We start from the raw sequence: 14,200 nt of genomic DNA, 5'->3' as shown, positions 1-14,200 counted from the left end.
TCTTTGAAAGTACCACGATATAAGAATGGGGAGGATTCCCTCCCCAAAAATATTTTTTCAGAACTTACATAAGTTCCTTTCAGATGCCATGATATGACCGGTATTCCAGGTACATTTCAATCATATTTTTTCTTACTGGAAGGTCTGTTTGTTTGAGAATTTCGCTGATTCCAGTAGCAGAATATCCATTTTTCCATAATAATTCAGCCGCACACTCAATCAGGAGTTGTCTGGATTCTTCACCTTTTTTCATTTCGCATTTCCTCGTTCAGTCTGGAAAACAGATGTGTAAGTGCAAACATAAGCGTTTCATAATGCATGTAATCTAAAGTATTCCTGTCTGCAAGAATTTGAAGACTTGCCGGGAACTCATCATCAGCTTCCCAGAAACGAATGATAATCGGCAAAAAAGGAAAAAGATTTAATTTAAAAGCAACATCTCCTTTTTCCAGTTCCTTTCCGGAAAGTGCTATACAGGCATTACGCAATTCAACGGTTTTTCCGTTAAAAAAGTCAGCGGTATTCTGAAAAAATCCGCTGCTCGTTGAGAGATTTCCTGTTCGGACAGAGGAAAGGCTGTTTATGTTTATAAATTCATGTGACAGATGGCATCTATCCTTTGAATAACATAAAACATCATAAATAGTCATTGCTTCATTGTGATTGGCTTCATGAATTATTTCAAAATCATTATCTGACCACTGAACACTTCCCGTTTTTCGTTTAATACGATAGGTACGGTTAATAAAAGTAATATATAACCAGTCAGAATTGTAATCTAATGAATATTTATGTATCATTGTAGCCTGATTATATTGCAGGAAAACATGTGCTGTAGAAATTTTTATTTTATCATAATTAGTCAGAGCTTTCGTCATATACCCCTCCAAGAATATTTTTGTTGTAGTTATTTTAGAATAGACTAATTGGTCTATAAAATCAATGCTTTTTGTGCCATTTTGTTATAGCAGGTCAAAGGAACAATGGCTGTAATGAGGATCAGAGGGATAATAGTAGTAACGAATAATACGCGAGAGTTCTGTAGAGGGTCTGGCGTTAGAGGATTGGATTAAGGAAGTATCTTTTTTGTCTGACTGGTTTTTTTACGGCATTTCCGTTACAATAGAAATATAAAAAATCGCGGAAAGAAGGTGGTCTGAATGCCAGTTAATATCACAGAAGAATTCGTTCGTTTTCTGATGAAGCAAAACGAAGAACAAAGTGCTCGCATTGCTGAGCTTTCTGCTGAGATTACAAGTCTGAACCAGACCATCCGAGAACTGAAAGAGCAGTTAAACAAAAACTCAAAAAACAGTTCCAAGCCACCTTTATCTGACGGACTTAAGAAGCATGATTGTAAAACACAAACAGCACCAGTTATCATTGGAAATAATGTATGGATTGGTGGCGGGGCTATTATTTTACCAGGAGTTACTATCGGAGATAATGTTGTGATTGGAGCAGGCAGTATTGTAACAAAAAGTATTCCCGACAATGTGATTGCTGCAGGCAGTCCTTGCAGAGTGATCCGTAGGAATCAGTAACAAACATGTTTTATCCAGATAAATATATAAGTGGGAGGTATTATGCCTGAAATACGGAAGAAAATTGAATTACTACAGAAAATTGCACATCGATTTAATGAGGCAAATATAGAGTGGGCTTTAGGCGCATCTATGCTGCTGTACTTTAAAGGTATTATTTCAGAATTTCATGATATTGATTTAATGGTCTCTGTTCATGATGCTGAACAGGTCCGAACAATTTTATCAGAAATGGGAGAACTTCACGCACCGGCTTCTGCTTCTGATCCAATGTATCGTACAAAGGTATTCATGGAATTCACCATTGATTCTGTAGATATTGACGTTATGGCTGGATTTTCTATTGTAAGCGAAGGGAAGGTTTATGATTGTTCTCTTGACAAAGAACAAATCGTGGAACGAATGACACTTGGAACAGAAATCGTTCCTTTGCAATCGCTGCGATTATGGTGTAAATACTATCGGCTGATGGGGAGAAACAAAAAAGCTGACATGATTGAAAATAATTGTAAATAAATATAGTATCTGATATATGTAAAAAAGGAAACTGCCTGGAATTATCCGACAGTTTCTTTTTTATTTGCAGAATTGTTGTGGTCAAGCTTTTTTGTAACTGATGTTATTCTAATTCATTTGACATCTTTTCGCTAATAGTATGATAGATTTCCTTTGTCGCTGAATCATTTGCACCATTTACGACCAATATTTTTCCATTTATACTCATGACTACATATGAATGACAGGATGAATGGGTATACCGGATATAATCTCCATAGACATCATTTCTAAAATTTCCCATAGCATATTTAAGATTTCCTAAACCATTGGTTCTATAATCATTCCAGCTCTGAGATGAATTTTCTTCATATGAGATACTGTCAATCTGCGTATAGTCTACTGTATAATCGCTCCAGCCTTGTGCCTCAATAGTAAAATCTTTATCCTCGAAACGAATCTCAATACTTCCCAAAAACAACGTCCATATACCGAATATAATGGTTAAAATGGCTATGATACCTGATACTCCAATTGTTTTTTTGTTATACTGAATTTTTAATTTTTCTCCGGTCGCTATCTTTTTCTTATAAAAGAGATAAGAATAGAGAATGCTGATGATTGCAGCTGCCATAATGCTTACGATATACAAAACAAGAGCAGCCATACTTTCCTCAAAAAGACCACAAAGCATACACAGAATACCTGATGCCATCCATAGTTTTCCACTGAATCTATGAGTTGCATTCCAATTTTCTTCATCCTGCAATGTCCATATAACCCGGATCCCTATCGTATTGTTCTGTTTTACCTTTGGCAGATAATTTCCTATAACCATGAACAGTAAGCCTGTTCCATAATACATGAATGCCATAAACAGGTTCTCCATATCTGCCCCGGTATTTACCAATCTGGCAATGCCATTATAGAGCAATGTAATAACAGGTATCATCCATATAGCCATTCCTATAACTTTAGGGCTCTGTTGTCGGCTTCTGTTATCATAAAATATGATTGCTACAAATATACAGTGCGTTACTACAAAAAATACATTTATCCATTTACCGTGTGTACTCGTAAAACCGACCAGGACTCCTACAAAAATTACCAGTATAGAGCTGATTAATGAACCTCTATATTTTTTTATCATTTCCTTCATCGTCTGATGCTCCTTTCAAATTTGTGATCCACAGCATGACATCTTCCAATACGGAAGTGTTTAATTCATAATAAATAAACTTTCCTTCTCTTTGGTTTCGGATCAAATCAGCTTCCTTCAATATTGCCAGATGTCTTGATATGGATGCTCCCGTTACTGAAAAATGTGCGCATATTTCTCCGGCTGAAAGCCGCCCATTCTTCAATAAGTTCAAAATCTCACGTCGTATTGGATCTGCCAGTGCTTTTAATGTATCCTGTATACCCAAAAATTCATCACACCCCTTTATTTAACATTTAACCTAATTGTTAAACGTATTATAATGCAAGGGATATCATGTGTCAAGAACCAGTTACTTCAAAAAACTGCCTGGGTAGCAAATAAAGACAGAAGCATGGTTTTCCCTGTTCTGCAGAAACAGATCTGTTTGATGCCGCCATCCTTGCCCATCCGGAGAAGATTATTGTCAAACGTCTCCTGAAAAGTGAATGCCTGGCAGGGCGTGAGCCATACTAGAAAACTGAAATTCACTTATTTGCAACATAAAAGCTCTATCGTATTTTGAAGCACCAAAAATCTAACTTTTGGACAGATCAAAATACGATAGAGCTTTTTGTTATTAGAATCAGTGAGCTTTTTGTGGAAGCTGGCAGTTATAAGCGATTCCAAGCGGTGTGACCAAAAGGGGATGAACCGGCCGGTAAACTGGAAGGTTCAGCTTCTTCTCAAACACGCTGGTAAATTCCTGAAAGCTTGCAGAGCCGCCTACCACATAAACTGCAGGTATCTCATAGCCTTTTAGAAATTTCTCGGTAATGGATGCCATTTTTTCAACCGTTGCCTTAATAACCGGAAAAATTTCCTTCTCTTTTTCCGGAGTGGTCTTCAGAACCTCTGCCTCTTCGTAGGGAATCCGGTAATGACCGGCAACTGTCATCGTCATATGGCTGCCCCCAGTTGCCTCGTCATCCGTATAGATTACCTTGCCATCCTTGAGGATGCTGATGCCGGTTGTGCCGCCGCCCACATCTACAACTGCACCGTCGGTAATCTTTAATACAGCAGCGGCCGCAGTAGGTTCGTCAACAATGTTGGTTACTTCGAAACCGGCACCTTCCAATACATATCCAATGCTCTTCACACTGCCTTCTGAAACTCCCGGAGGAATGGCAGCAGCGGCATAGAGAAGCTCCGTGCCCAGCTTTTCTTCCAGTTCTTCTTTTAATTTTGTAACCAGCTGAACAGATTCGTAATAATTCACAATAACACCGTCACGGATTGCATGGGAGGGTGCAGAGACACCGGCAATAGGACGATTCGTACTATCTACAACTGCAAGAACCGTGTTCGCAGTACCAAGATCCACGCCTACCTTCAAACGCCCTCTGAATTTTTTACATTCACCAGTGCGTACCAGTTCTGCAAAATTTGATAAAGTTCTGTTTTTTAGTTCCATATCCGAACACTCCATTTCTAATAAATCTGGAAGCTGTGAATCAGTGTACTGATACATTCATATTTTGCAGTGATTCGCAGCGATAATGTATTTATTATATATGAAAAAAGGCGAAAAAACAATAATTTTGCCCGGAATATGGCTCATTGCCGGCGTAAATTAAAATGGCAAAGTAAGCTGATCCAGTAGCTTTAAACAGTCCTCCTTTGAATATACCATAGGACTTCCTGGCAGTGACTGAACGAAATCCTGAAAGATCCGGCACAATGATTCGTCTGAAATATGAATATTACAACAATATGTGCCAAATAAAAAAGCGTTTGTCGGGTAAATATTAATCTTGTTTTGCGCACTGACAGAAATGGACAGATAGTCAGGAAGTTTCAGCTGTGTCGGGCGGGTGATAAGGCCACAAATATTATCCTTTGCAATATCTGACCGCAGCTGCCTGAGCATGGCAAGAATGTCTTCGTGCTCAAGAGGAGGTACAAACTGAGGCGGTAAATCTACAATAACATTGCTGTTGAAAAGATCCAGCAGCCCTTTTTCCGTGAATATAGAGTAGTACCGCATAGAATTTTGCCTGAGTACAGAAAAATGCCTTTCCACCAATGCAAGCATATCCTGATACGGAACATTACTGCTTCGCATATACTTGTGAATACCTTGCTGCTTACCCTGGTCAAAACAATGTTTGGAAGCCAGTTTGATAAGGCGGAGAAATTATTAGGGGAAACTCCGGATCCGTTGCTTGTCTATGGAGTAGAAGTTTCGATACAGATGTACATAGCCGAATTGTCAGAACCGTTGAGGGAATTATATGTGGTAGGATATTCTCTTCCTACTACTTCAGAATATATTTATATGAGCACGGCGCAGAAGATTCAGCATATTTTTTCACAATATATAAAAGAAGCAGAATTGAAAGATTTTTATGAAATGGACATTGCCTCTGCCGGAATCACCAGAGGATTTATGGCAAAAAAATGCGACCTCTATTTTACCATGGAGAATAAATTAAGAAGATTACTGAAATGCTGCTTTACCTTATATAAAGTACCGGAAGCCAAACAAGAGGAAGTAATAGGTCAGATCTTAAAAATGGATCTGAAACCAATTGCAGAGAAAATCATAGAAGACACAGTAAGAAAAGCAGAAGAAGGATTTGAAGCAGTTTTGGCAGAAAAGTAAATATTTTGAAAATTATATAAGTATAAAAGGACTGACAAAAACCTGTCAGAAGTAGCAGCGACCTGCACAGAAGATGGATTAACGGAAGTAAGATACTGTGAAATCTGCGGTGCAGTATTTGCAGCACAGAAAGCAGTGAAGGCAACAGGCCATAAAGAAGTAATAGACAAAGAAATAAATGCCACGTATTTTACTCTTTAAGGATCCTGAACCTGAGGAAATTAATGGATTTAAAGACATTACAGAAGCTGTAAACTTTTTAGATATAATTATCCAGTGTGACGGACAATCAATAAATAATAAAGAGCATTTCTGCTTCACTCATAGAACAATTGAACCACATGAGGAGCGACGTGTTGAATATAGCGATGGAAGAACCGAAATGGGATGCTTTAAGTGCGAGACATGCTCCTGGAGAAGAACTATTCGGTATATAAATGAACCATCGTGGTATGCAGATTAAAGATATCCGGGGCACAAATTGTCATGTTGTTCATATCTGTAAGGAAATTTACAGAAATTAAGGGGCTGGAAACAGTCCCTTTTCAAATATTTTTGGAAAGTTACAGGGAAAACATATGGATAAAGTTTTGAAAAACTGTGCGTCGCATTCTCGTTACTTCAGTGATGAGCTAGGCGCACTATTTTTTGAAAATAAGCAGAACAAATGTTTGTAAATTCTATTTGCATATGGTACAATTCATTAGGAAAGTATCAGATTCAGAGCAAACAAAAAGAGCAATTCTGAGAAAAACTGGAACTGCTCTGAATGTGATTCTTTCCAATTGAATTGTCTGGTAATCTATATAGATGAAAAATGGAGTTTGCCTTAATCAAAATGTAATCTAAAAAATGAGATTCCATTGAAAAGCAAAATAATTGGCAGGAGGATATCTTATGTTTCGCGAGATGAGAAGATTTAAGCAACAGGTTTCACAAGATGAATGTAAAAAAATATTAAAAGATGAAAAAAGAGCTGCTTTTTCTGTAATTGGTGATGAAGGGTATCCCTATACCATTCCAATTAATTTTTACTATGAAGAGGCTGATCATACGATTTATTTTCATGGAGCCAGAGAAGGACACAAGATGGATGCAATCCAGAAATGTAATAAAGTGTGTCTGACAACCTGGAACCAGGGTTTCAAAAAAGAAGGGCACTGGGAGTGGAATGCCACAAGTGTTGTTGTGTTTGGAAAAGCAGAACTTATCACAGATATCAAGATTATAGAAGACCGTCTTCGAAAACTGGCAGAAAAATATTACCCTACAGTAGAAGAAGTAGAAAAAGAAATGAATGGTTCTGCAAGAAGCCGTGTCCAGCTATTTGCAATCAGAATTGAGCATATGACAGGGAAGCTTGTAAATGAGAAATAATATGTAAGAGAGTTTGCTGACATAAAAAAGAAGGGAACACATTTATGATTATTCAGACCGGTATGCGGACGGATATCCCGGCGTTTTATTCGGAATGGCTGTGTAACCGGATAAAAGAGGGCTACGTGATGGTTCGGAATCCATATCAGCCGCAGCAGGTAACAAGATATACCTTTTCGCCTTCTGTGGTAGATCTGATTGCGTTCTGCTCGAAAAATCCGGCGCCTATGCTTTCACACATGGATTTACTGAAAACATATGGAATGTACTGGTTCGTTACCATTACCCCTTATGGAAAAGAAATAGAGCCTCTGGTTCCAGATGTAGAAGCGGTAATAGATACATTTCGGCAACTGGCTGAGATTACAGGACCGGATTCCATGGGATGGCGTTATGACCCTATATTCCTGAATGAGACTTATACGCCAGAGGTCCATATCCAAAAGTTTACACAGATCGCACAGGCCCTTGAGGGCTATACCCATACCTGCGTGATCAGTTTCATCGACCTGTACCAGAAAGTGAGAAGAAATTTTCCGGAAGCCCAAGCTGTACCAAAAGAAAAACGTCTGTCACTTGGGAAAACCATGATACAGATAGCCGCGGCACATGGAATGAAAGTATATCCCTGTGGAGAAGGAACAGAATTAGCCTGTTATGGGGCAGATTGCAATGGCTGTATGACACAGGAAACATACGAAAAAGCCCTCCATACCACGCTGGATATACCGAAAAAGCAGCCACTACGGAAAGAATGTGCCTGTTTTATGGGAAATGATATTGGAGCATATAATACCTGCCTTCATGGATGCAAATATTGTTATGCTAATTACGATACCAAAACGGTTCGTCAGAATTATGCTTTGCATGATCCGAAATCCCCGTTTTTGATTGGAAATTTAAAAGCGGATGATAAAATACATCAGGCGGATCAGAAAAGCTGGATCGACGGACAACTGGTTCTGAAATTTGATTGATAGAAGGAAAAGCTATATGGAAAAGCTTTTGAAAGAACACTGAGCATAAGGAGAGTCTGAAAATGGCAAAATTATATTTCCGCTACGGAGCAATGGGAAGCTCGAAATCAGCAAACATACTAATGGTCCGTTATAACTACGAAGAGCGCGGTCAGTATGCCGTTTTGTTAAAACCAAGAACAGACAGCCGGGATGGAGAACGCAAGATCCAGTCTCGTATGGGATTATCTGCTTCAGCAGAATACGTGGATGAATTTTTAAAAGAGATCTCTACGATCTGGAAAAAAGAAAATACAGAATACCGGTATCAGGGAAAGAAAGTGGATGCAGTTCTGGTGGATGAAGCGCAGTTCCTTTCGGAAGCGGAAATAGACACTTTGTCCGACCTTGTGGATTTTTATAATATTCCAGTGATCTGCTATGGACTGCGCACCGATTTCCGCAACCGCTTATTTCCTGGCTCCAGACGTCTGATGGAGATTGCAGATGTCATTGAGGAAGTACCGACTGTCTGTTGGTGTGGAAAACGTGCACAGTGTAATACCCGGTATGCAAATGGAGAAATTGTACGGGAGGGTGCGCAGATCATGCTTGGCTCCAATGAAAGCTATGTGGCGCTTTGCCGGAAGCACTACAAAGAAGGAAAATTATGGAAAGAAGCTGGAGCAGAAAATGAAACGAGCACCAGGAGGAACTGTAAAATTATGGAAAAGGAGTAAGATATAAGAGAAAGGGGACTCTTCTATGAGTAAGAAAAAGGCAGCTTTTATCTGTGTCCATAATTCATGCCGCAGCCAGATAGCAGAAGCATTTGGAAAGCATCTGGCATCTGATATATTTGAAAGCTATTCTGCCGGCACAGAGACAAAACCGCAGATCAATCAGGATGCAGTCCGGATTATGAAAACGTCATATGGAATAGATATGGAAGCAGATGGTCAGTACAGCAAACTGATTCGCGATATTCCAACTCCTGATATCGTGATTTCCATGGGATGCAATGTAGGGTGTCCGTTTATTGACAGGCCTTTTGACGATAACTGGGGACTGGAAGATCCAACGGGAAAAAACGATGAGGCGTTTAAATTAGTTATAGAAGAAATCAGGAAGAAAATCCTTGAATTAAAGAAGAATGCGTCTTGATAACTTGCAAAACGATATTTTGATAGGAACAGATAGATGAAGCATGCTTGATAATCTGGATACCAAGACGTCTGCCAATAATCATGGAAAGGTGTGGAATACCAGAAGAAATCATATCACATGGAGGCTGTATGTGGGTCTGCACATTACCAGATCGCTGCGTACTGGTCCAGAGTTTTGAACAAGCCTGCGATTAAAGCGTATCAGGCATCCAGACGTGGGATTGTTCTGACAGCAAATTATACTGCTACGCAAAAGGGGGTAAAGAAGTGCCTGTCCGGATCTGGTTGTTGTTCCGCCCAGAATGGAGCTTTATCTACAGTTTTCTTCCATGCTGCAGGAGATTTATGGAGAGTATACCGATCTGGTGGAGCCTTATGGATGTGATGAAGCGTGGCTGGATGTGACTGGAAGTACCGCCTTAAAAGGGGATGAAAAAAAGATTGCAGATGAGATTAGAAGCCGTGTAAAAAAGGAATTGGGGATCACAGTCAGTATCGGGATTTCGTGGAATAAGATTTTTGCTAAGCTTGGAAGCGATTATAAAAAACCAGATGCGATCACCCAATTTCATAAAGAAAATTACCAGAGTATCGTCTGGAATCTTCCTGCAGCTAACCTTTTGTATGTCGGAAGATCTACCAGAACGATGTTAAACCGTTATGGGATCAAAACCATTGGGAAAATTGCAACGTCAGATCCAGATTTCCTGGAACGACTGTTCGGGAAGATGGGACTGGTCTTATATTCCTTTGCAAATGGCTGGGATGATTCTCCTGTTGAACCAGAAGGCTATGCGGCTCCCATTAAGTCCATTGGTAACAGTACCACCACACCAAGAGACTTAGCAACTAACCTGAATCCGTGAAGTTCATTCTTTAAGAGAACCAATCTTCCAAAGGTAAGTTTGTTTCATGATGTGAGCATACTTCTGTGGCTTTTTCTGTATCAGCACCGGGAACAAAAGCAGTCACTGGGCAAAAAAGGGTACACGAAATAAGCCTGCTATAAAATTGCTTTGTTACTTATGAGTTTGTGACAGCATATTTCTGACAGATATCAGAAAATATATGTCGCCAGATGTTGCTTCTTCCGAGGCCGGTTATCAACTGGCGTGCATGCATGGTTATATGTCCTGCCATCATAATCAGGTTGCTGATAACTGTGCGTAAACGACGGCGTTTAACATCCCTCTTCTGACGGGGTGCCCGTCCTCCAATTGTGCCCTGACCGATCATACGGAGAATGTTATATGCGATCATCCCTAATTCGAGTATCAGTGCATTGGTCGCGAACTTTCCGGATGGAAGCCGCTCCAGATCCATGTCTGTTTTTACCTCACTATGAAACTGCTCACATTCCCCATGGGCATGATACAGACTGATGATTTCCTCATCCGGGTCACCAAGGTTTGTCCACCAGGCTTCAACTTCAATATCGGGAACAAGGTTGAACTGACCATACTTATCAATGGTTCGCTCTGTAATCTCGTATCCGGCACGGAGTGTATACTCTGTATTGAACTGCTTACTGGTAACGGTTTTCCAGTCACTGCCTATATAGACGGTTTTTCCGTCTCTGGGACTGGTTACATTCCGGCAATACTGCTTTGCCATTTCAAACCAGTCATCCGTGCTTTCTCGGCGAAGTTTTCGCTTGATAATGAAAAAGCTTCAAAGTAAGGTTTGCCCATGCAAAGCATTCCAAGGTAAGTGAGTACAATATCACCATTTTTAATCTGATGCTGAGACCGATTGGATGTCACGTCCATGCGATTGAGTTTTTTGATGAAATCGCTTTTCCCAAGGAGGGCGCCAACAACAGCCAGACCGCTGGCTGGGATAATACGTTCATTTGTAAACTCAACAATAATGTTCTTATTGGTGTTCAGTGTGATTCGGTGGTTGTTATTCATGGTAAAAGACTCCAATCCATAGATTTTGTTATGTCTATTTTACCACAGACTGCTTTCACCTGGTGGGTGAATAACAATATTGGAAAAAAATATTGCAAAAGCATGAAACTATAGGGTTTAAGGAGTATGTGAGGAAATCAACTTCACGGATTCAGGAAAAACCAATAAAGCAGACAATAGATAATATTCTCAGTAACGCAGCCAAAAGTAGAATGTCTCCATGACAGCAGAATATAATAAATTAATTCTAAAAATAAAGGGAGCTCTTTAATGAAGCAAAAACCCTTATTGATCAGCCTGTTAATTTCTCTGGGAACCGGAGTGATTGCAGGCTTTCTTACTTTTAAAAGTATGGAACAATACTAGAATGAGCCGCCTAATAATTGTGAAAATCAAAATTCAGTAATACGGAATATAGAAAATCAGGAAGTTAATCTTTTATCAAAAGAAGAGCTTTGCAAACGGCAAAATCAAATCAGATGAATGTCTTTTTACACTATATTTTGACTATTCACGCAAAAATATAGACAGAGAAACTAGATTTAAATAATATATATAATATAGATATAAAAACAGTTAAAAGAAGAAAGGAGAAAAAATAGAGAAAGCATGTTTGCTATCTTTTGTATTGCTGTTCAGTACTTTAAGTCAAAGTATTGTAGCAACAACCGTGTATGCAGGCAATATTCTTATGATGGAACAAGATTCAGAATTACCTGTAAAAGAAGATCAAGCAGATATTACGGATCAGGATCATCAAGAGAAAAATACTGATACAGAAAACACAAATTCAGATAAAGAACAGGGAACTGAAGAAAGCACGGATTCAGATAAAATAGTTACCGCATATGTATAAAATACAAGGGGGTTAAATCAATGAAATTTGATGTTAAAACACAGGGAAAGAAAATGGAGGTTGCTTTGGAAGGAAGAATGGACTCTGCAACAGCACCGGGATTTGAGAAGGAGATTTTCCAAAAGCTTGATGGAGTTACTGAGCTTGTTCTGGACTTTACCGATCTTGCGTATCTTTCCAGTGCCGGATTAAGAGTTCTTTTATCCTGTCAGAAGAAAATGAATGCAGCAAAGGGAAGTATGGTTGTAAAGCATGTCAATGAAATTATTATGGAAGTATTTGAAGCAACCGGATTTGACAGTATTTTGACAGTCGAACAATAAAAGACAGATGAAAATGGGGAAAAGAATATGACAATTGAAGAGAGAAAATTAACACCTGCCGGACAGGGGAATCTGCAACAGATCAAATTGGGAATACCGGTAGTGGAAGCATTGAATCGGATGGCAGAGGATCCCATGGGGGAAAATGAAAAGCTGCTTTTAAGGATTCTGGAACAAAATAAGGATACGGAATATGGAAGGAAATATGGCTTTGCGAATATTCATTCCATAGAAGAATACCAGAAGAAGGTTCCGGTCAGTGTATACGATGATTATGCAGGCTATATTTTAAGAATGAGTGAGGATGGGGAGGAGAATCTGATTACCTCCGGTAAGGTTGTACATTATAACAAGTCTTCAGGAACGGTTGGAAATCCCAAGCGTATACCGTTGACGGAAGAGGCTTTTCAGGTTTTTCAGAAGTATAATGGTCCCTACCGTATGGGTCTGGTCGCAAAAGAACTCGGAGAAGACTGGATCAACGGACGGAATATGTCCATTGCGGAATCCATTGCAGAGATCCAGCACGTGAAAAGCGGTGTTACTTATGGGGCTTTGTCAGTAAAAATGATCGGTGAATTCCGCCCTTACCTCGGAATGAGTTTTACATCTCCCGATGAAGCAATTTATCCGGAATCGGAAACCAACACCAGATATCTGCATGCACGTTTCGGACTGATGGACCAGGATCTTACGAATATGGCAGCGAACTTTCTTGGATTTTTACTGGAAGTATTGCGTTATATGGAACAGCATTGGGAGCTTCTGGTTAATGATATTGAACAGGGAACGATTGATCTGGGTATTAAAATGTCAGAGGAAGTCCGTTCCAGTCTCTTAAAGAAAATTCAGCCCATGCCGGAGAGAGCGCAGGAACTGAGGGGAATTTTCATGCAGGGGTTTGAGGAACCGATTGTACCGAAGCTGTGGCCTCATGCACAGTTCCTTACCGGTGTCGGTTCCGGTGGATTTAAGGTTTATGCTGATAAGATCAAAGAGAAATATATGGGAGAAAAAATAGCCCGTTATTTTACCGGAATTAATGCATCTGAAGGCATGATCAGTGTCCCGTACCGGTTAAATGATGAGAAGAGCGTGCCGGTTCCGGACAGTATGTTCTATGAATTTCTGCCGACAGACGCAGATGATGATTTCTCCAAAATAGTAACGATAGATCAGCTTGAGACAGGTAAAGAATATGAAGTGATTGTTACGAATCTTTCCGGTTTTTACCGGTATCGTATGCGTGATGCGGTAAAGATTGCAGGAAAATATAAGAATCTGCCGATTCTGGAATTCATCGGACGTATTGATCAGACAGTCAGTATTATGGGGGAGAAGACAACAGAAGTGGCACTCAGGACTGCCGCAGAGGATACAGCAAAGCAGCTTGGCTTTGACATGATTGATTTTACAGTATATCCGGATGTTGAACATGTTCCTCCACGTTATACTTATTTTATGGAAATCGAAAGCCTTCCGGAGGGGATGAAAGCAAAGGAAATCCGTTTTTTTCTGGAGAGGAATCTTGCTAAGGCCAATCCGTCCATGGGAGATAAGGTGGCAAAAGGAATCTGTGCGCCAACTAAGTTAAATATCTTAGAGCCGGAGACATATAGCTTATACCGTGATCTGATGATAATGAAGGGAATTGCGCCGGCACAGCTGAAGCCTGTGCACATCATCCGGAATGAACTGCAGCGGAAATTCTTTTTCAGTCAGACAGAATACGGGGTGGAGCTTGTAAAATAAATGGAAGGACTT

General features: G+C 39.8%; 17 protein-coding genes and 1 pseudogene. 11 read left to right on the top strand and 7 right to left on the bottom strand.

Annotated elements, in window-relative coordinates; genetic code table 11:
* Positions 1 to 79: 79 nt before the first annotated feature.
* Both AB5706_RS04265 and AB5706_RS04260 read right to left on the bottom strand, forming a co-directional pair.
* Positions 80 to 253, bottom strand: coding sequence for a hypothetical protein (locus AB5706_RS04265; protein ID WP_173717288.1), 174 nt, complete (start codon positions 251 to 253; stop codon positions 80 to 82).
* Positions 240 to 878, bottom strand: coding sequence for a DUF3786 domain-containing protein (locus AB5706_RS04260; RefSeq protein WP_173771466.1), 639 nt, complete (start codon positions 876 to 878; stop codon positions 240 to 242). The genes AB5706_RS04265 and AB5706_RS04260 overlap by 14 nt, the downstream gene beginning before the upstream one ends.
* A 282-nt stretch (positions 879 to 1,160) precedes the next feature.
* Between AB5706_RS04260 and AB5706_RS23050 the strand changes: the two genes are divergently transcribed.
* Positions 1,161 to 1,544, top strand: a complete 384-nt coding sequence (locus AB5706_RS23050; RefSeq protein WP_330382695.1) for a DUF6444 domain-containing protein — start codon at positions 1,161 to 1,163, stop codon at positions 1,542 to 1,544.
* Between the two features lie 42 nt (positions 1,545 to 1,586).
* Complete coding sequence (locus AB5706_RS04245; protein ID WP_118584022.1) at positions 1,587 to 2,060, top strand: DUF1897 domain-containing protein; 474 nt, start codon at positions 1,587 to 1,589, stop codon at positions 2,058 to 2,060.
* A 103-nt stretch (positions 2,061 to 2,163) separates the two neighbouring features.
* On the opposite strand, the gene AB5706_RS04240 is transcribed toward AB5706_RS04245, so the two are convergent.
* The 4 genes from AB5706_RS04240 to AB5706_RS04225 form a co-directional block, all read right to left on the bottom strand.
* A complete protein-coding gene (locus AB5706_RS04240; RefSeq protein ID WP_227199227.1) occupies positions 2,164 to 2,991 on the bottom strand; it encodes an SdpI family protein in 828 nt (275 codons plus the stop codon).
* A 181-nt stretch (positions 2,992 to 3,172) separates the two neighbouring features.
* Entirely contained in the window at positions 3,173 to 3,466 is a 294-nt protein-coding gene (locus AB5706_RS04235; RefSeq protein ID WP_187564839.1) for an autorepressor SdpR family transcription factor, read from the bottom strand.
* Positions 3,467 to 3,823: 357 nt separating this feature from the next.
* Positions 3,824 to 4,654: an ethanolamine utilization protein EutJ gene (gene eutJ, locus AB5706_RS04230; RefSeq protein WP_173772019.1), complete on the bottom strand. Its 831-nt coding sequence runs from the start codon at positions 4,652 to 4,654 to the stop codon at positions 3,824 to 3,826.
* Between the two features lie 159 nt (positions 4,655 to 4,813).
* Positions 4,814 to 5,305 (bottom strand): hypothetical protein, encoded by a 492-nt coding sequence (locus AB5706_RS04225; RefSeq protein WP_173717345.1) that lies wholly within the window; start codon positions 5,303 to 5,305, stop codon positions 4,814 to 4,816.
* 6 nt (positions 5,306 to 5,311) lie between these two features.
* On the opposite strand from AB5706_RS04225, the gene AB5706_RS04220 reads away from it, so the two are divergent.
* The 6 genes from AB5706_RS04220 to AB5706_RS04195 all read left to right on the top strand — a co-directional run bounded on the left by AB5706_RS04220 (position 5,312) and on the right by AB5706_RS04195 (position 10,210).
* Positions 5,312 to 5,845, top strand: coding sequence for a TetR/AcrR family transcriptional regulator (locus AB5706_RS04220; RefSeq protein WP_173772017.1), 534 nt, complete (start codon positions 5,312 to 5,314; stop codon positions 5,843 to 5,845).
* An 897-nt stretch (positions 5,846 to 6,742) separates the two neighbouring features.
* Positions 6,743 to 7,222, top strand: coding sequence for a pyridoxamine 5'-phosphate oxidase family protein (locus tag AB5706_RS04215; protein WP_173772015.1), 480 nt, complete (start codon positions 6,743 to 6,745; stop codon positions 7,220 to 7,222).
* A gap of 44 nt (positions 7,223 to 7,266) precedes the next feature.
* Positions 7,267 to 8,199 carry a DUF1848 domain-containing protein gene (locus AB5706_RS04210; RefSeq protein WP_173717344.1) on the top strand — a complete coding sequence of 311 codons (933 nt, stop codon included), beginning with the start codon at positions 7,267 to 7,269 and terminating at the stop codon, positions 8,197 to 8,199.
* Between the two features lie 62 nt (positions 8,200 to 8,261).
* Positions 8,262 to 8,918: a thymidine kinase gene (locus tag AB5706_RS04205; RefSeq protein WP_173718908.1), complete on the top strand. Its 657-nt coding sequence runs from the start codon at positions 8,262 to 8,264 to the stop codon at positions 8,916 to 8,918.
* Positions 8,919 to 8,943: 25 nt separating this feature from the next.
* The gene (locus AB5706_RS04200; RefSeq protein WP_173718909.1) at positions 8,944 to 9,342 is read left to right on the top strand and encodes an arsenate reductase ArsC; all 399 of its coding nucleotides are present in this window, start codon (positions 8,944 to 8,946) and stop codon (positions 9,340 to 9,342) included.
* 304 nt (positions 9,343 to 9,646) lie between these two features.
* Complete coding sequence (locus AB5706_RS04195) at positions 9,647 to 10,210, top strand: DNA polymerase Y family protein (RefSeq protein ID WP_306467748.1); 564 nt, start codon at positions 9,647 to 9,649, stop codon at positions 10,208 to 10,210.
* 157 nt (positions 10,211 to 10,367) lie between these two features.
* Here AB5706_RS04195 and AB5706_RS04190 read toward each other — a convergent pair.
* Positions 10,368 to 11,257: pseudogene (locus AB5706_RS04190) on the bottom strand (transposase).
* 691 nt (positions 11,258 to 11,948) lie between these two features.
* On the opposite strand from AB5706_RS04190, the gene AB5706_RS04185 reads away from it, so the two are divergent.
* The 3 genes from AB5706_RS04185 to AB5706_RS04175 are packed head-to-tail and all read left to right on the top strand — an operon-like array spanning position 11,949 to position 14,188.
* Positions 11,949 to 12,113, top strand: coding sequence for a hypothetical protein (locus AB5706_RS04185; RefSeq protein ID WP_173717341.1), 165 nt, complete (start codon positions 11,949 to 11,951; stop codon positions 12,111 to 12,113).
* Between the two features lie 20 nt (positions 12,114 to 12,133).
* Positions 12,134 to 12,436: an STAS domain-containing protein gene (locus AB5706_RS04180; RefSeq protein WP_148462062.1), complete on the top strand. Its 303-nt coding sequence runs from the start codon at positions 12,134 to 12,136 to the stop codon at positions 12,434 to 12,436.
* Positions 12,437 to 12,463: 27 nt separating this feature from the next.
* Complete coding sequence (locus AB5706_RS04175) at positions 12,464 to 14,188, top strand: GH3 auxin-responsive promoter family protein (RefSeq protein WP_148462063.1); 1,725 nt, start codon at positions 12,464 to 12,466, stop codon at positions 14,186 to 14,188.
* The last annotated feature ends 12 nt before the right edge of the window (positions 14,189 to 14,200 follow it).

Origin of the sequence: Ruminococcus sp. RTP21484sp1_RTP21277st1_D2_RTP21277_210401 (genome assembly GCF_040924225.1) — a bacterium.
Classification (GTDB): Bacteria; Bacillota; Clostridia; order Lachnospirales; family Lachnospiraceae; genus Blautia_A; species Blautia_A faecis.
Note: the sequence above shows the minus strand (reverse complement) of the source record. Positions and strands in the feature narration are given on the sequence as shown.